This window comes from Ruegeria sp. AI3 (genome assembly GCF_056541245.1).
Window position 1 is genome coordinate 143,736 of record NZ_JBQFYA010000010.1, and the last position, 16,669, is coordinate 160,404.

Annotated in this window: 17 protein-coding genes and 2 pseudogenes; 12 read left to right on the plus strand and 7 right to left on the minus strand. The window is 56.3% G+C overall.

Translation table 11 applies throughout. The features are described 5' to 3' along the window. Positions 1–53 precede the first annotated feature (53 nt). Genes ACRZ95_RS15790 through ACRZ95_RS15805 form a run of 4 tightly spaced genes read right to left on the minus strand, consistent with a single transcriptional unit; the run spans position 54 to position 3,011 of the window. On the minus strand, positions 54–485 hold the full coding sequence (locus tag ACRZ95_RS15790) for a cytochrome c (RefSeq protein ID WP_170679808.1): 432 nt from the start codon (positions 483–485) through the stop codon (positions 54–56). Continuing rightward, positions 482–1,792 (minus strand): multicopper oxidase family protein, encoded by a 1,311-nt coding sequence (locus ACRZ95_RS15795; RefSeq protein ID WP_170679804.1) that lies wholly within the window; start codon positions 1,790–1,792, stop codon positions 482–484. The genes ACRZ95_RS15790 and ACRZ95_RS15795 overlap by 4 nt, the downstream gene beginning before the upstream one ends. Positions 1,793–1,800: 8 nt before the next feature. Then, on the minus strand, positions 1,801–2,667 hold the full coding sequence (locus ACRZ95_RS15800; protein WP_170679802.1) for a CopD family protein: 867 nt from the start codon (positions 2,665–2,667) through the stop codon (positions 1,801–1,803). A 2-nt stretch (positions 2,668–2,669) separates the two neighbouring features. Next, on the minus strand, positions 2,670–3,011 hold the full coding sequence (locus tag ACRZ95_RS15805; RefSeq protein ID WP_170679801.1) for a copper resistance CopC family protein: 342 nt from the start codon (positions 3,009–3,011) through the stop codon (positions 2,670–2,672). A gap of 545 nt (positions 3,012–3,556) precedes the next feature. Here ACRZ95_RS15805 and ACRZ95_RS15810 point away from each other — a divergent pair. Genes ACRZ95_RS15810 through ACRZ95_RS15820 form a run of 3 tightly spaced genes read left to right on the plus strand, consistent with a single transcriptional unit; the run spans position 3,557 to position 6,023 of the window. After that, positions 3,557–4,120 (plus strand): MarR family transcriptional regulator, encoded by a 564-nt coding sequence (locus tag ACRZ95_RS15810; RefSeq protein ID WP_170679799.1) that lies wholly within the window; start codon positions 3,557–3,559, stop codon positions 4,118–4,120. Between the two features lie 41 nt (positions 4,121–4,161). After that, complete coding sequence (locus ACRZ95_RS15815) at positions 4,162–4,863, plus strand: DUF4166 domain-containing protein (RefSeq protein ID WP_480555197.1); 702 nt, start codon at positions 4,162–4,164, stop codon at positions 4,861–4,863. Next, positions 4,860–6,023 carry a saccharopine dehydrogenase NADP-binding domain-containing protein gene (locus ACRZ95_RS15820; RefSeq protein WP_170679798.1) on the plus strand — a complete coding sequence of 388 codons (1,164 nt, stop codon included), beginning with the start codon at positions 4,860–4,862 and terminating at the stop codon, positions 6,021–6,023. The genes ACRZ95_RS15815 and ACRZ95_RS15820 overlap by 4 nt, the downstream gene beginning before the upstream one ends. A 292-nt stretch (positions 6,024–6,315) precedes the next feature. Here ACRZ95_RS15820 and ACRZ95_RS15825 read toward each other — a convergent pair whose 3' ends face one another. The 3 genes and pseudogenes from ACRZ95_RS15825 to ACRZ95_RS15835 all read right to left on the minus strand — a co-directional run. Then, positions 6,316–7,326 carry a cytochrome d ubiquinol oxidase subunit II gene (locus tag ACRZ95_RS15825; protein ID WP_170679796.1) on the minus strand — a complete coding sequence of 337 codons (1,011 nt, stop codon included), beginning with the start codon at positions 7,324–7,326 and terminating at the stop codon, positions 6,316–6,318. 6 nt (positions 7,327–7,332) lie between these two features. Further along, on the minus strand, positions 7,333–8,700 hold the full coding sequence (locus ACRZ95_RS15830) for a cytochrome ubiquinol oxidase subunit I (RefSeq protein ID WP_170679794.1): 1,368 nt from the start codon (positions 8,698–8,700) through the stop codon (positions 7,333–7,335). 106 nt (positions 8,701–8,806) lie between these two features. After that, positions 8,807–9,030: pseudogene (locus ACRZ95_RS15835) on the minus strand (hypothetical protein); the annotation flags it as partial. Between the two features lie 583 nt (positions 9,031–9,613). Here ACRZ95_RS15835 and napF point away from each other — a divergent pair. From napF to ACRZ95_RS15880, 9 genes and pseudogenes are all read left to right on the plus strand, one after another. Further along, positions 9,614–10,126, plus strand: a complete 513-nt coding sequence (gene napF, locus ACRZ95_RS15840; protein WP_170679793.1) for a ferredoxin-type protein NapF — start codon at positions 9,614–9,616, stop codon at positions 10,124–10,126. Next, positions 10,123–10,395 carry a chaperone NapD gene (locus tag ACRZ95_RS15845; protein ID WP_170641165.1) on the plus strand — a complete coding sequence of 91 codons (273 nt, stop codon included), beginning with the start codon at positions 10,123–10,125 and terminating at the stop codon, positions 10,393–10,395. The genes napF and ACRZ95_RS15845 overlap by 4 nt, the downstream gene beginning before the upstream one ends. 17 nt (positions 10,396–10,412) lie before the next feature. Next, positions 10,413–12,905: a nitrate reductase catalytic subunit NapA gene (napA, locus tag ACRZ95_RS15850; RefSeq protein ID WP_170679792.1), complete on the plus strand. Its 2,493-nt coding sequence runs from the start codon at positions 10,413–10,415 to the stop codon at positions 12,903–12,905. A gap of 27 nt (positions 12,906–12,932) precedes the next feature. Beyond that, positions 12,933–13,751 (plus strand): ferredoxin-type protein NapG, encoded by an 819-nt coding sequence (napG, locus tag ACRZ95_RS15855; RefSeq protein WP_170679791.1) that lies wholly within the window; start codon positions 12,933–12,935, stop codon positions 13,749–13,751. Further along, the gene (gene napH / locus ACRZ95_RS15860) at positions 13,748–14,665 is read left to right on the plus strand and encodes a quinol dehydrogenase ferredoxin subunit NapH (RefSeq protein WP_170679790.1); all 918 of its coding nucleotides are present in this window, start codon (positions 13,748–13,750) and stop codon (positions 14,663–14,665) included. Before napG ends, napH begins: the two co-directional genes overlap by 4 nt. A 12-nt stretch (positions 14,666–14,677) precedes the next feature. Continuing rightward, complete coding sequence (locus ACRZ95_RS15865; protein ID WP_170376987.1) at positions 14,678–15,115, plus strand: nitrate reductase cytochrome c-type subunit; 438 nt, start codon at positions 14,678–14,680, stop codon at positions 15,113–15,115. 29 nt (positions 15,116–15,144) lie between these two features. Further along, positions 15,145–15,837: a NapC/NirT family cytochrome c gene (locus ACRZ95_RS15870; RefSeq protein WP_170679789.1), complete on the plus strand. Its 693-nt coding sequence runs from the start codon at positions 15,145–15,147 to the stop codon at positions 15,835–15,837. 13 nt (positions 15,838–15,850) lie between these two features. Beyond that, positions 15,851–16,114, plus strand: a complete 264-nt coding sequence (locus ACRZ95_RS15875) for a hypothetical protein (RefSeq protein ID WP_170472389.1) — start codon at positions 15,851–15,853, stop codon at positions 16,112–16,114. Between the two features lie 63 nt (positions 16,115–16,177). Then, positions 16,178–16,446, plus strand: a pseudogene (locus ACRZ95_RS15880) (transposase); the annotation flags it as partial. Between the last annotated feature and the right edge of the window lie 223 nt (positions 16,447–16,669).

Genomic DNA, 16,669 nt, shown 5'->3' on the forward strand with positions numbered 1-16,669 from the left:
GCAGCAAGGGGGCCTGACCCTACCCCCACAAAGCGCGGAGAAGACCGTTTTCCTCAATTGTGCGGCGGATTGCGACTCGCTTGCATTTCCTGAACGCGGTCGGGCCAAGTTGACCTGATATAAGCCAGAATATCCCAAATCTCATTTTCGGTGAGTTCATCACTAAATCCCGGCATGCCGCTTGCAAAGCTAGTGACCCCACGTACGGCTAACGCTGCTTCGCCACCAAGTCGTGTGTACTCAAAAAGAAGCTGATTATCATGGTGCCAAGTGTGCCCTGTCTCATCATGCGGTGGTGCAGGCAGAACACCATTGTCATCAGGAGTCTGCCAATTTGGCTGTCCTTCCAGATTGATGCCATGGCAGGACGCGCAGTGTTCGCCGTAAAGAACACGCCCTTTAGTCAAATCTCGGTCTTCCATTTCGTGGCTGGCAATTGCCTCGCTCGCAACGCCACATAGAGCCACTACCAGCATGCGTTTCATACGACTTCCACCCATGTTTTCATGCCAGCCGCCTGATGCCCCAGCATGTGACAGTGCAACAGCCATTTACCGGGATTGTCGAACACGCAAACGATTTCGCGCGTCTCACCAGGATTGATCAGCACCGTATCCCGGAAAGCACCTAAGCTACTGTCCACCCCGACTTCAAAGAAATGATGCCCGTGCAGATGGATGCCATGCGGGAAACGGGTGTCATTCACCAGACTTATGCGCGCCGTTTGGCCACGTTCAAACTTGTGGAGCGGCGTATCCGACAGGCCAGATTGTCCGTTGAACGCCCAAATGTCAGTTTGCGTGCTTACCGGACGGCTCATCGCCCCGCCTTGCATGGTGAGCGACAGGTCCACCGCATTGTCCAGATCTGGCTCCTTCCGCTCGTTTGGTGGCAGTGTGGGAATCGCGGACTGTTGCCGCGTGCTGTTTACCCCTTCAACCGGAATTTCACCCAACAGGTAAGGATCGTCGCGCGTTGGGAAAACAAAGGCGATGTGATCAGCTGATTTTACGTCAGCAATGATATCTAAGCGTTGAGCCGGTGAGAGAATAAGGTTCGAAACCTCTTGCGGGTCCGGCAGTGGCATGCCGTCGAACGCAACGATTTTGCCGTCGATGCCTTCAAGCTCAATTGGAAATATCCGGTCTGTTGCGACATTGATCAACCGCAAGCGCACGCGATCACCGAGCCGGACCGGCGTACTCGGTTCGACAAGCGCGCGGGCATAGTTACCCAACCGCCCTTGATGCGCCTGGTCGTGCCTGTTCTCAAAGCCGTCGACAAGCGCTCCGTCTTCGGTGATGCGCCAGTCGTCAATCATAACAATAAGATCGTGATCCACATCGGGTGGGGTTAGCTCCTCAACGATCAGCGGCCCGTAGAGACCTCTGGCGACCTGTTCCCAGGATCGGTTGTGGGAGTGATACCAGAACGTGCCAGCATCGGGTGCTCGAAAGCTGTATTCGAACTCAGCACCCTTCTCGACAACGTCTTGGGTCATCCCCGGCACGCCATCCATCGCATTTTCGATGCGCAGCCCGTGCCAATGCACCGCCGAGCCTTCACCAATCTGGTTCAGGAACCGAATATCAAATGTATCACCCTGACGGGCGCGAAGCACCGGACCGGGCGTACTGCCATTAAAGCCAAGCATCGGAGTAGCCGGATCACCTTCGGGCAGAATTTGCGCATTGACCGGCTGTGCGACCAGTTCAAAGGGCGCTGATGCAAGAGCGATGCGCGGTGCCAGTGCCGCCGCGCATGTTGTGAACAGGAAGTCTCGCCTTTTCATAGAATGCCTCAATTCGGTAGGGTCAGAACGCTGGTGAGCGTCGCGGTGGCGACAAGCACCATCAGTATGACCGTAGTTTCGATTTCAATCGAGCGCGCCAGATGACGCGCCGCCTTATCGTCCCCTGCTTGCATAGCTGGAACGAAGCGGAGTTTGTTTGCGGCTGCCAACGTCAGGACCACGCCTAAAAGTGCGGTTTTGATCAGAAGGGTTTGCCCGTACCCGGTAGTCGTCAGCGCCCTCACATCGCCCAACAACATCCAAGCCATTATTAGCCCTGCCAAAATCATAGCAGGGACAATAACCGAAGCCATCTGCCCAAACCGATGGCCCAACTTTGCTGCGTTGCTCAGATATTCTGGCCGTGTCGACAGGGCGCGCAACGGTCCAAGGATGCCGATCCAAAACGCGACCCCTAAAAGGTGCAAGAGCAAGAGCAAGCGAACACCTATTGGTTCCAGTTCAGGAATATGCCCAATCTGCGCAAAGGACCACAGAGCGAGCAATCCCCCAAAGAGTGCGATCCATTGCCCGACAAAGGGAATAAACACTCCGGCAATGATTAGTATGGCCCCAGTGATCCGAAGAACGAGAACGTCGCCAACCGAGGTCTGCCACAACAGACCGAGCATTTCAGGATCGGTCATCCCATCGGCTCCGCCCGTCAGGGCAGCGCCGCGCAGCATGAAGCCAAGGACAGAGGCAACAAGCGCAAGCACCGCCAACAGCGCAACCTGAAGACGCATCCTATCGCTGAGAAGCGACACAAGGTCGGTGAAAGCAATCTGAGTGATCAAAAGCCCAGTCGAACCGCCAATACCGACATAGAGTATTAGCTTGGACAGTATTGCGCCTATACCCCAGATATCGGGCATACTCAGTCCACTGTAAATGTGAATTCACCCTGCATGACGTGCCCGTCCACACCCAAGCCCCGCCATTCAATTCGATAGATGCCTTCACCCATGCCTTGAAGCGGGAGCGCGAACGCGCGGCTAAAACTTGTCTGGTCTCCCAAGTCGAGTGTGATGGTATGCGCATCCTGATGGATCATGTTAACCTTTGTCAGGCGAATATCATCCGTGAAATTAAAGCTGATCTCAGAGGGCACCTCAGTAACTGTCGCGCCGTCTTCGGGTGTGGTGGTGTCCACTTTCGAATGGGCAAAAGCGCTTGTGGCAAGCGTGGAAATCAATGCAACTATGGTGAGCATTTTCATCGGCATGTTCCTCAGTTCATTCCATTGACGCACTGTATTCTGCCGACGTAGTCAATGACCATAGCCACGTCACCAAGGGTTGAGCTTTCACCAGATGCGTGTCACCAAGCCGTTGCTCACGGCCCGAATCTAACACTTCAAGTGAAAACCAATGCTGCGGGCACGCCGAAATTTGCAAGCACTATCCGCACTCAAAAATTTTGAATACGCGTAAGCTCTCCAATCGGAGAACAGGTGGCAGTGTTTCTGTTCTCAGCTTATTCTAAAAAACCCTCTTTCCGACCCCCCAACTTATCCCCTTATTACGCTTTCTTTTTGCGCGCGACTTGACGTAAAGCCGAAAAGGGCAATGCACCGATCTGGGCGTATGTAAAGTTATCGTTGAAATCAAGCGGACGGCCCAAATCAAAGCGCTCGCGAAAAACCGTTTTCAGCCAGTATTTTATCTCATTTTTGACGCTTCAGCTCCCACTCCGTATAGCTTTGTTGTTTGAAATTCCAATCGTGCTCTTGCTTTTCAGTGCTTTATGCCTGATATTTCTGTCATGACAGAAACTATCGACATGACGAAATCAAATGCTGCAAACCAGTTCATCCTGTATTGGGGCGACATGGGGAACCAGTGGGGTGTCAATCGTTCGGTGGCACAAATACACGCGCTTTTGTACCTCAGCTCCCGACCCCTTAACGCGGAACAGATTGCCGAATCTCTGGGCATTGCCCGATCCAATGTGTCCAACTCTCTAAAGGAATTGGTGAGCTGGCGGCTCATCCGTCGCGTTCCTGTACCGGGGGATCGGCGCGAGCATTACGAGGCCGAGGTAGATGTTTGGGAGATGGGAATCCGTATCGCTCAGGGGCGCAAAGAGCGCGAGATTGATCCCGCAACACAGGCTCTGCGCGCATGCGTTGCCCAAGCTGAAACCGAAAGCGGGTTGGACCCAATCACGCTGCAGCGGATGCAGGATATGCAAGAGTTCCTAACAACGGCCGACACATGGTTCCGCGACATGCTGACAGTGCCCCGTCCGAAGCTGATGATGTTGATGAAAATGGGAACCAAGGTTGTTTCCCTGCTCAGCCTTACCGGAGGCAAAAAGAGCCGCTAAAAAATTTGACCCTAAATTTCTCTTATGACGGAAATTACAGAATGCTCGAAATGAACGAAACCTCGACCGAGCTTGGAACAGAACCAATTCAACCGCAATTCAATACAGCCTGCGACCAGGACGACCGGTTCAAAAACCTACTGGGGGCTGCGGCATGGACCCGTTTGCCCAAAGCAATCCGGCGCAGATTCAGCAAACGGTTGCTGGGTGATGCCAGCCTTGCCTATCAGGGGCGCGTGAACCACATGCAGATGAACTTCGTTGGATGCGCTTTGGCCATTGTCCTGCGAGTTATCGGTGCACCGCTGCCTTTCGATCGCACCTCAGTCGGTCGCTCCGCCGTGGTGACCGTCATAGAAGATGCGGCAACGGACGGTCAATTTTGGATCCGGCAATATGGCCGGGCCAAAGGGTTTCCGCAGATGGTTGGCAGTTCCAAACGCTTTGCCGGACCAACCGGGTTGGAGGAATATATCGGCTTTGGGATCGGCATCTCGCTCAGACTCAAAAGCACACGGACCGGCCTCTACTTCGTCAGTGACCGGTATTTTCTGAAACTGAGGCAAAGACGGCTGTCTTTTCCGCGATGGGTATGCCCAGGGCGTCTGGTGGTCGGCCACGAAGAGCTTGGTGGCGGATATTTCCGATTCACCCTGGAACTGTCACATCCGTTGTTTGGCGCGTTGATCTGGCAAGATGCCACCTTTCGCGATGCGGAAATAATCCGGAGCATCAGGTCATGAAGGTCGTGATCATAGGGGGATACGGCGTTTTCGGATCTCTGACCGCCCGCTTGCTGGCGCGAGACGGACATCAGCTCTGGCTGGTGGGACGGCATCCCGAAAAGGGCCGCGCTCTGGCTCAGGACCTGAATGCGCAGACCTTAAAACTGGATGTCAGCGCAGCACCCGAGGCGCTGTTTGATCAGAAACCGGACGTGGTTATTGATGCCGCAGGACCGTTCCAGAACTACCGCGGCGACCCCTATACAATCCCAAAGCTTTGTGTCGCCAATCGCTGCCACTATCTTGACCTGTCGGATAGCGCGACCTTCACACAAGGCATCGCAGCCTTGAACTCCGATGCCAAGGAGGCCGGTGTTTTTGTGTTATCAGGCGCGTCCAGCGTGCCCGGCCTGTCCTCGTGTATCGTCGCAGACCTGATCAAAGGTCTAGAAGACGTTGACACGATCGACATTGCAATCCTACCCGGCAACCGGGCACCGCGTGGCATGTCCGTTATCAAGAGCATCGTGAGCGGCGTCGGGCGTCCATATCAACAATGGCGTGATGGTGCCTGGCGGACGGCCATCGGATGGACGGATCGCAAACTGTATGAACTGGAGCCGGGTATGATCCGCGCTGGATACAGCGTCAACGTTCCCGACATAGCGCTTCTTCCAGACCTGACTGGCGCTCGGACCGTAACCTTCCGCGCTGGCCTTGAACTGCCGGTGATGAACGGGGCTCTCCGTCTTATGGCGCAGCTCAGGCAACACGCGTGGCTCGAATTACCAGAATGGGCCTATTTTTCACTCTACATGCTTTCGCAAGCGCTCTACCCCTTCGGGAGCGACTGTGGGGGCATGGAGGTGAGTGTTTCTGGCAAATGCAACGGACGAGGCGTAATCCGCAAGTGGAGGCTGATCGCCGAAGAAGGTCACGGTCCGTTTGTGCCCGGGATCATGTGCCGCACGATCCTACGAGAGTTGCCAAACATCAAGACCGGTGCGCGTCCGTGCCTGAACGAGGTTCCACGGCCCGTGGTTGAACACGCGATGGAAGATTTGCAGCTTCGCACCGGGGTGTTCGAACACCTAGATCCGAGAGACACTGAAGAGACGGTCGGAACCATAAATCGTACCCTTAGAAATCAGATGTGCCAAAGTACCGCCCAACGATAACCCCGCGCCGAACGGCTGAGAGTGCCAAGAATATATTTTCCGCGGGTTGCGAGATGAGTTGCAGCTGGAGCTCGAAGTCTGAACAGCCACGACAGATTTCGGCTTAATATTTGTTTTTAAATGGTTTTGAGATTGGCCTGTTGTCGTATTTCCAAGAGTTTTGGATCATAACACAACCAGTTGCTCGAGTTTCTTGAGGTTCGGGTCTAAGAAATGGATGATTTCGGCCGCTCCAGACTTTGCGAAAAAACCCGTTTTCCAGGTCCACAGGCCATTCAAAGATTGTCGCGGCTCAGTCGTATCGCAACTCAGTCGCCTTGCCCCGAAAGATCGTGTAAGCCATCACCGTGTATCCGGCGATCACCGGCAGAACAAAGACCGTCCCTATCAGAATGATGAACAGGCTTTCCGGAGCGCTTGCGGCTTCGTAAATCGTCAGTTGCTCGGGCACCACATAGGGATAGAAGCTGTAGGCCATCCCGAAAAACGCCAGTGTGAACAGAACGATGGACGCCGCGAAGGGAAACCAGGCCCAACTGTCGTTGCGGGTTGGCAAGTGACGCAAAGCATACCATAGCAAAGCGATCAGAATGCCCGACATGAGGGGCAGAGGCAGCAGCAGGAAGAACTCGGGGAAGGTGAACCATTTGTCAAAAATGCGCGGGCTGACCCAAGGGGTCGCCAGTGACACCGAACTGATGCCGATGATCAGCCCCCAGATGCCACCTTTGGCCCAGTCAACGGCTTTTTGCTGCAGCACCCCGTCGGTTTTGAGAATGACCCAGCAGGCCCCGATGAACGAATAGCCGACGGCCAGAAACACGGCAGTGATGGCGGCGAAAATCCAGGTGCCGAACGTGCTGTCCAGCCCCATGATGTATTTGCCCAGCATGAAGCCCTGCGCCAACGCCGTCATCACCGAACCGGCAAAGAACGCCATGTTCCAGCTGCGTTTGTGATGCGCCGGGGCTTTGACCCGGAATTCGAACGCGACACCGCGCAGGATCAGGCCAATCAGCATGATCGCCACCGGCAAATACAGCGAGGTCAGGATAACCCCATGTGCGGTTGGGAAGGCCACCAGAAGGATGCCGATGGCAAGCACCAACCACGTCTCGTTCGCGTCCCAGAACGGCCCGATCGAGGCAACCATTCGGTCCTTTTCGGCCTCATCGGCAAAAGGGAAAAGGATCCCAACGCCCAGATCAAAGCCGTCCAGAACCACGTAGACAAGGATTGAGAGCCCCATAAGCGCCGCAAAGGTCAGGGGCAGCCACTGTGTCGGATCACCAAAATAGGTCATGGTTCTTTACTCCGCTGGAACTGCTTTGGGGTATTTCGGATCTGGGCGGGAGGGTTGGTCGCCCTGCGCCGCCTTCCGCGCCAAATAGAACAGAACACCGATATAGGCGGTCAGAAGCAGGGCGTAGATCAGCAGGTAGGCTGCCAGTGTCGTTCCCACCATCGGCGCGGGGACATCAGCCACGGCTTGTTCAGTTGTCAGCACACCATGAACCAGCCACGGCTGACGGCCAATCTCGGTTGTGTACCACCCGGCCAGCGTTGCGACCCAACCCGAAAAGGCCATCGGGACCAATGCAATTTGCACGAGTTTTGGTACTCCCGCAGGACCGCGCCGCATGAACAGCAGTGTCGCCCAGCTGAGCAGCAGCATGACCATACCGGTACCAACCATGATGCGGAACGACCAGAAGACAGGCGCAACGGGCGGGTGCAGCACGGTGCCGTCCGCGGCGACAAAATCATTCAGGCCTGGCACCACACCCTCTGCCTTATGCGTCAGAATGATCGAAGCGAGGTTGGGGATGCTGACCTGATATTGGTTCTCACGCACGGTTTCGTCGGGAATGGCAAACAGCACCAGCGGTACGTTTGATTTGGTCTCCCAATTGCCCTCCATCGCGGCGACCTTTTGGGGTTGGTATTCAAGCGTGTTCAGCCCGTGCATGTCGCCCATGAAAATCTGCACCGGGATCAACAACGCGCCCAGCCAGGCGCCGGTTTTGAAGGTTGCCCGCACGTCCTGCCCACGATCTCCGAGCAGCCAGCGGAAGGCCGAGAAGCCAAGCACCAAGAATGCCACCGTCAACCCGCTGGCCAGCAGCATGTGGGCCAGTCGATACGGCATTGATGGGTTGAAGATAATTGCCGACCAATCGGTTGCAAAGGCAACGCCGTCCCGCATTTCGAACCCGGCAGGGGTGTGCATCCAGCTGTTCAGGACCAAAATCCAGAATGCAGACATAGTCGTTCCGAACGCCACGAGGAAAGTCGCGGTTGTGTGCAGCCAGTTGGGCACGCGTGAAAAGCCGAACAGCATGATTCCCAGGAAAACTGCCTCGAGGAAGAAAGCCGTCAGGATCTCATAAGCCAGCAACGGCCCGGCGATATTGCCCACGGTCTCCATAAAGCCGGGCCAATTTGTGCCAAACTGAAACGACATGGTGATGCCCGAGACCACACCCATCGCAAAGGACAGGGCGAAAACCTTCACCCAAAAGCGGTAGGCATCCATCCATTTGGTGTCTTTAGTTGCGTTGAAGCGCAGTTTGAAAAACAGCAGCACCCACCCCAATGCGATCGTGATCGTCGGGAAGAGGATGTGGAAAGATATGTTTGCCCCAAATTGAATGCGGGACAGCAGAAGCGCGTCCATTTTTCACCTGTAGAAGTCTTGCTTGAAACTCAGATAGGTGTGACCGATTTGGCGTTAAGGGATGTGCGACAGCCGGTCATGCGGCAGGGTGGCGCATGGTTTTGATAGTCATGGATCCGATGGTCTGATCGGCCGGGATTTGATCAATCAACTTCGGCAACATGGGGGCATCCATTGACCCGCAGGTACATCCGCAGGATGCTACCGAGAGGAGGCCACATTGCTCATCGTGACCTCCACCGCCCTCACTTCAAGCGTTTCCTCGTAGACCCCTATAGGTATATTGCGCCAGATGCGGCGCTTTGTGCCGCCATGCTCGCGCCTGCTCCAACGCTTAAAAACTGACAAAAGACCAATCGGCGGCTGCTACGAGTGTTCGGTAGTTTGCAAGCAGCGGGTCTTTTCGCCTAGCTTCTTACCTATGCACAAATTTTGCTAGAAATCTTGTGAATTCCCCAGGCAGCCGAAACGCATCATAGCTGTGAGTGGCAGGTGTTTTCTGCATGTTTTTCTTATCGCTCAGCCAACTCAATTTTTCAATTCTCCTTGCTTCACCCAGAAACCGAGAGGTTCAATATTTTGACCGCAGAGGCCGGTATCAACTTTGAATTGTGAAAAGAAAACCAAGGCGGGGTTTTGAAAATACACACTTGGCTCAATGTGCCGTTGCGGACTTTCAAACAATCTGAACAGAGGCGTCTATCGAAGAGACTCGATGATTGGCCCGGATTGAGATGCATCGGTGAAAAACGGGGGTAGGAACAAATTCTCTTCTTCTTATGCGTGAAATGTGCAAAGTTTTAAGAACGATCAAGAATTAATCAAATTGAACATGACATAGGTCAATTTTTGGCCTGCGACAGTTCGATAAAGAGTTTGGTAAGTCTCGAGATCAACAGCGGACCGCAAGCCTATGAATAAGCTAGCCAGCCGCCGTGCCTTTCTGCGTGGCGCTCCGCTGCGCGAAGACCGGACAGCAATCATTCCGCCCGGCGCGGATCAGGATCACTTTTTTGAGTTGTGCGTCCAGTGCAATGATTGCGTCTCGGCTTGCCCCGAACACATCATCACCTTTGATCGGCAGGGCTGGCCTGTTGTCAGCCTTGATGCCTCACCCTGCACGTTCTGCGGCGCCTGCGCTGAGGCCTGTACGACCGGTGCTTTGAAACCCGAAAACCTGAGTGATTGGCCGTGGCGGGCCCATGTCACAGCAGGATGTCTTTCGATGAATGGCGTGACCTGCCGTGTGTGTCAGGACGCCTGCGACAGCAACGCGATTGGGTTCAAACTGTTGCTTGGGGGACGGTCGGAGCCCGCCGTTGACCAACAAGCCTGTACCGGTTGCGGCGCCTGCGCCAGCGCGTGTCCAGCAAATACAATCCGATTTAAGCGCCACGAAACACTCCCCCAGGAGAGCTTGCAATGAACATCTGCGGATGCCTTGTCCATGTCGCTCCCGACGTCGCGCAAACCGCCCAGGAGGCGATGCTAGGGTTTGACGGTGTCGAAATCCATGCCACTGCCGAAGATGGCCGTGTTGTCGTCGTGGTCGAGGACACGCCCGAAAAGTTGGCCTCCGAGACGATCATGGATCTGCACCAGATCCCGGGCGTGATCTCTCTGACCCTGACCTATCACCATTTCGAAGACCTCGCGGAGACACGTCCGCATCTTAACGCTTCCTGCCAGACCTGAAACCGGAGACCCATGCTATGACCATCTCTGAATCCCGCCGGACCTTCCTGAAATCAACTGCTGCCGCCGCGACCGCTTCGGCGGCTGGTCTTCCGCTGGCCACAGGCACAGCGCAGGCGCAAGTCGGCACGTCTGACATTCGTTGGGACAAGGCGGCGTGCCGGTTCTGCGGCACGGGTTGCTCGGTTCTGGTCGGCACCAAGGAAGGTCGTGTGGTGGCCACCCAGGGTGACCCGGACGCGCCTGTGAACCGGGGCCTGAACTGTATCAAAGGCTATTTCCTGTCCAAGATCATGTACGGCAAGGACCGTCTGACCACGCCCTTGCTGCGCAAGACCAATGGCGAATACGACAAGAACGGTGAATTCGAGCCGGTGAGTTGGGACGAAGCCTTCGACGTCATGGCCGCCAAGTGGAAAGAGGCACTTGCCAAGAAGGGTCCAACCAGCGTTGGCATGTTCGGCTCTGGCCAGTGGACCGTCTGGGAAGGCTATGCGGCTGCCAAGATGATGAAGGCCGGGTTCCGCTCGAACAACATCGACCCCAACGCGCGGCATTGCATGGCATCGGCCGTTGTAGGCTTTATGCGGACCTTCGGCATTGATGAGCCGATGGGTTGCTATGACGACTTTGAGCACGCGGACACTTTCGTGCTGTGGGGGTCGAACATGGCGGAGATGCACCCGATCCTGTGGTCGCGCCTGACCGATACGCGTCTGACCAAACCGGGTTCCGAGGTGCATGTGCTGTCCACTTTCGAACATCGCTCGTTCGAGCTGGCCGACAATGGGATGGTGTTCGCACCTCAGACCGATCTGGCGATCCTGAACTATATCGCCAATTACATCATCCAGAACGACGCGGTGAACGAAGACTTCGTCAAAAACCACGTCAACATCACCAAAACCGTCACCGATATCGGTTATGGCCTGCGCGACAACCATCCACTGCAGGAAGCGGCCGAGAACCCAAATGGCGGCAAGATGGAACCGATCAGCTTTGAGGAATATGCCGAGGCGGTTTCGAAATACACGCTGGAATACACGTCCGAGCTGTCGGGTGTGCCCGCCGACCAGCTGGAGCGTCTGGCCCAGCAATATGCCGACCCCAACCGTAAGGTCATGAGCCTGTGGACCATGGGCTTCAACCAGCACACACGCGGGTCGTGGGTGAATTCACTGATGTATAACGTGCACCTGCTGGTCGGGAAGATTTCCGAACCGGGCAACTCGCCGTTCTCGCTGACCGGTCAGCCGTCGGCCTGTGGCACCGCACGGGAGGTTGGCACCTTTGCCCACCGTCTGCCCGCCGACATGGTGGTTACGAACGACAAACACCGTGAGATTTGCGAGACCGCATGGAACATTCCTGCTGGCACCATCCCGGACAAACCCGGATTCCACGCTGTTCTACAGCACCGCAAGCTGAAGGATGGTGACCTGAACGCCTATTGGGTGCAGTGCAACAACAACATGCAGGCCGCGCCCAATATCAATGAGGAAGGCTTTCCCGGCTATCGCAACCCGGAAAACTTCATCACCGTGTCCGATCCTTATCCGACGGTTACAGCCGTGTCTGCCGACCTGATCCTTCCCACCGCCATGTGGGTCGAAAAGGAAGGCGCTTATGGCAACGCCGAGCGCCGCACCCAGTTCTGGCGGCAACAGGTGCAAGCGCCGGGTGAGGCGAAATCGGACCTCTGGCAGCTTATGGAATTCTCGAAACGCTTCTCCGTCGAAGAGGTTTGGGGCGAAGAGCTGCTAGCCACCATGCCCGAGCATCGCGGCAAGACTATGTATGACGTGCTCTATGCCAACGGCAAGATCGACCAGTTCCCGCTGTCCGAGACCGCTGAAGGGTTCCACAACGACGATGCGGAACACTTCGGTTACTATGTCCAGAAAGGCCTGTTCGAGGAGTATGCCGATTTCGGGCGTGGCCATGCGCACGATCTGGCACCGTTCGAAATGTACCACGAGGCGCGCGGTATGCGCTGGCCGGTCGTGGACGGCAAGGAAACGCTCTATCGCTTCCGCGAAGGCTATGACCCCTACGTGCCCGAAGGCGCGGGCGTGAAGTTCTATGGCAAGCCCGATGGCAAGGCTAGCATCATCTTTGCGCCCTACGAACCCGCCGCCGAAGAGCCCGATGAAGAATTTGATCTGTGGCTGTCCACGGGCCGCGTGCTGGAGCACTGGCACTCGGGCTCGATGACCCGCCGGGTGCCTGAACTACACCGCGCCTATCCGAACGCGGTTGTCTACATGCACCCGCAGGATGCCGAAGATCGGGGTCTGCGCCGTGGGCAAGAGATCGTTCTGTCCACCCGCCGCGGTGAGGTCACAAGCCGGGTCGAGACCCGCGGGCGCAACAAGGTGCCGCGCGGTCTCGTTTTCATGCCCTGGTTCGATGAGCATCAGCTGACCAACAAGTTGACGCTGGACGCAACCTGCCCGCTTTCGAAAGAGACTGACTTCAAGAAATGCGCCTGCAAGGTCGAGCGCGCTTAACCGGGAAGGATCGCAAAGGTTGTCCCCATGTCCCTGACCGGTACTCCTCTCTCGCCGCAACGGCGCCGATTCCTGCAGGATTCCGCGCGCGCGGCAGGTGGCTGTGTGGTCGCCGGGTCGTTGCTGGCCTGGTTGGCCCGCGACGCCCGCGCATTGCCGGCGGAAGCCTTGCGCCCACCCGGCGCATTGTCGGAGAAAGAGTTCCTGTCAGCCTGTATCCGCTGCGGGCTCTGCGTGCGGGACTGTCCTTACGATACCCTGAAACTAGCGGAACTTGGGGTCGATGCCGTTGCAACCGGCACGCCCTATTTCACCGCCCGCGATGTGCCGTGCGAGATGTGCGATGACATCCCCTGCGTCGCCGCTTGCCCCACCGGCGCGCTGGACCCGGGCTTGGACAATATCGACGACGCCAAAATGGGCGTTGCGGTTCTGGTCGATCAGGAAAACTGCCTGAACTTCCTCGGTCTGCGCTGCGATGTCTGTTACCGCGTCTGCCCCGTTATTGACGACGCAATCACGCTGGAAACCGCACACAACGCGCGTTCAGGCCACCATGCGATGTTCATTCCCACCGTCCATGCCGACCGCTGCACCGGCTGCGGTATGTGCGAGAAAAGCTGTGTTCTACCCGAAGCTGCGATCAAAATACTGCCCGCCCGATTGGCGCGCGGCAGCAGCGCGGACCACTATCGAAAGGGCTGGGAAGAAAAAGAAAGCCACGGCGGTCCGCTTGTGGACGGATTGATCGACCTACCCGACCGCCTGCCAGGGCCTGGCACAGACAATCTGGCCGCGCCGGGCGGCTTTGCGCCCTCCTATAACCTACCGGGAGAAGGCCAATGAGCGCTCACACTCATGTTCCGGTTGGTCAGGAAGCTATTGAGGCCAAAGGCTGGGTCGGTGCGCACAAGTTCCTGCTGCTGCGTCGGACAAGCCAACTGTTCTTTTTGGCGTTGTTTCTGCTGGGGCCATGGTTCGGTCTCTGGATCGTGCAGGGAACGTTGGCGGGGTCGCTGACCCTTGGCATTCTGCCCCTGACCGATCCGTTTGTGCTGCTGCAAAGCTTTGTGGCCGGGCATTGGCCGGAACTGACCGCCTTGATCGGCGGAATCATTGTTCTGGTCGCCTATGCGCTGATCGGCGGGCGCGTCTATTGTTCGTGGGTCTGTCCGATCAACCCGGTGACTGATGCCGCCAACTGGTTGCACCGCAAGCTGGACTTGCCTAAAGGCTGGCAACCCAAACGCACCACCCGTCTGTGGATACTGGCGACGGTCCTGATCGTCTCGGGCTTGACTGGCGTCATTGCGTGGGAGTTGGTCAATCCGATCACCATGCTGCATCGCGGACTGATTTTCGGCGCGGGCTTTGTCTGGGCGCTGATCGCTGCGATCTTCATTTTTGATCTGGTCGTCGCCCGTCACGGTTGGTGTGGCCATATCTGTCCCGTCGGCGCCTTCTATGGCCTGATCGGTAGTAAAAGCCTGCTGCGTGTCAGCGCCGCCAACCGGACCGCTTGCAATGATTGCATGGATTGCTACGCCGTCTGCCCGGAGAACCAGGTCATCTCGCCAGCGCTGAAAGGCAAACCGGACGCGACGCCGCTGATCCTGTCCCCCGATTGCTCGAATTGCGGCCGCTGCATCGATGTATGTGCGGTGGATGTCCTCAAGTTTACTCACCGGTTCGACGATCAGGTCGTCGCGCCTTTCGATCCTGTTCCCGCGTCCGATGCGGGCACGGCCAGACCAATCTAAGGGAGTGCACAGATGAACAAGCCAATCCTGACAGGCGTCGCCGCCCTGATCCCAGTCGTACTCCTCAGCGGGTTCGCCCTTGCGCAATCCGCACAAGTTGAGACCCTGCGAGGCGGCGAAGTGGATGAAACGGTCCCGCTGGATCAAGTCCACAAAACGATGGAAGGTCGTATTGTACGGAACTACCGGCAGCAGCCGCCGCTGATCCCACATTCTATCGAACAATACCAGATCGACACGCGGACCAACCAGTGCCTGTCCTGCCATGACTGGACAGTTGCGGGCGAACGCAACGCGCCCACCTTGTCGATGACCCACTATCTCGATCGCGACGGCAATGAGTTGGATCACATCGCAGGGACCCGGTATTTCTGCAATCAGTGCCACGTGCCGCAGGTAAATGCGCCTACCTTGGTCGATAACTTGTTTGAACCATCCCACAGCAACTAATCCAACGTATGACTGAAAGGAGCACCAAGATGGCAGACTCTCCTGAAAAACGCGGCTGGATCGGTCGCTTGTGGAACGCGTTCTGGACACCGGCTGTTTTGTTCAGTTCGGGTTTTTTGATCTTGGCCGGTTTTCTTGGGGGTATCCTGTTCTGGGGTGGCTTTCACTGGACGCTTGAACTGACCAATACCGAAGAATTCTGCGTTTCCTGCCATACGATGGAAACCAATCTGGGCGAATACCGCGAAACGATTCACTATAACAACCATTCGGGCGTGCGCGCGATCTGTTCGGATTGTCACGTGCCGGATGAGTGGAACCACAAGATCAAAGCCAAGATCATGGCCGTGAAAGATGTCTATCACGAACTCGCAGGCACAATCAGCACCCAAGAGAAATACGAGGATCACCGTCTGGCAATGGCCTCGGCCGTTTGGAAGAAGATGAAGGAATCCGACAGCCGCGAATGCCGGAACTGTCACAACTTCGACTATATGGACTTTACCTTGCAGGAAACACGCGCCGCTAGCGAGCACCAGCGTGCGATTGACACCGGAATGACATGTATCGACTGCCACCAGGGCATCGCTCACAGCCTGCCGCCGGGATATCTTGAGACCTATCAGGACATAGCCGAAGCGGTTGACGGCAAACCGCTGCACAAACAAGCGGCGGTGTCTGGCAATGACATCCAGTCCTTCCTCAACACCAGCGCCGATTAACAAGGGGTCAGAGATGTTAGATATACTTGGGACAATCGGTGGAAACATCCTCAGCCTGCCCGGCATTCTTGGGCTGGCGTTGGGGATGATGACCAGACAAATATGGCTGGGCGCGGCGCTGGGCGGGCTTGTCGGCGTGTTTGAAACACTGGTCTTTGCCGGTTTTCAATTTGCGCAAATCGAAGCTCTTGAGCTCGTGATTGCTATACTGGTTGGCGTGTGTGCGGGCGGTCTAGGGAGCCTTATCCGAATAAAAGGAACGCAAGTCAGACCATAGAGTCAGGATGCATTGATTTTCGATGCGCTGCATCATGCACGTCTTGGAACACGGAGCGATGGCATGAGCGATCTGATCCGGCGGAGCGACGAGCAGATGGCCAAGCTTTCCCATTTCTTCCCGAAGTCGCACGGCAGGCCACGGGTCGATGATGGAGATGATGGACAAGTTCTGAGCGAGATTTTCTTCATCAATCGTAGTGGAACACGATAGCGAGCCGCGCACGAGGTCTACGGTCCGCACAAGACGCTCTACAGTCGATGGAAACGTAGGAGCGAGGAAAGCACTTTTCCCAAATGATGGTCGACCCAGCTGTCGAACATGGCGAGGAATAAACCATGGTGATCCCCTTTCGGGACATCACTGCGCGATGCACTGCCAAGCAGTGATGTAAGATCATGTTTGGTAGGTTCAGGGATTGGATGCGCGTGGCGACACGTTATAATCGCCGCCAAAGTCTTCCTTTGTACAATCGCCCTCGCAGCGACAATCATTTTTAGGATTTGCATCCTGACCCTAGGTGTTGGGTCACAGGTTGTGATGCTGGACCTTGCG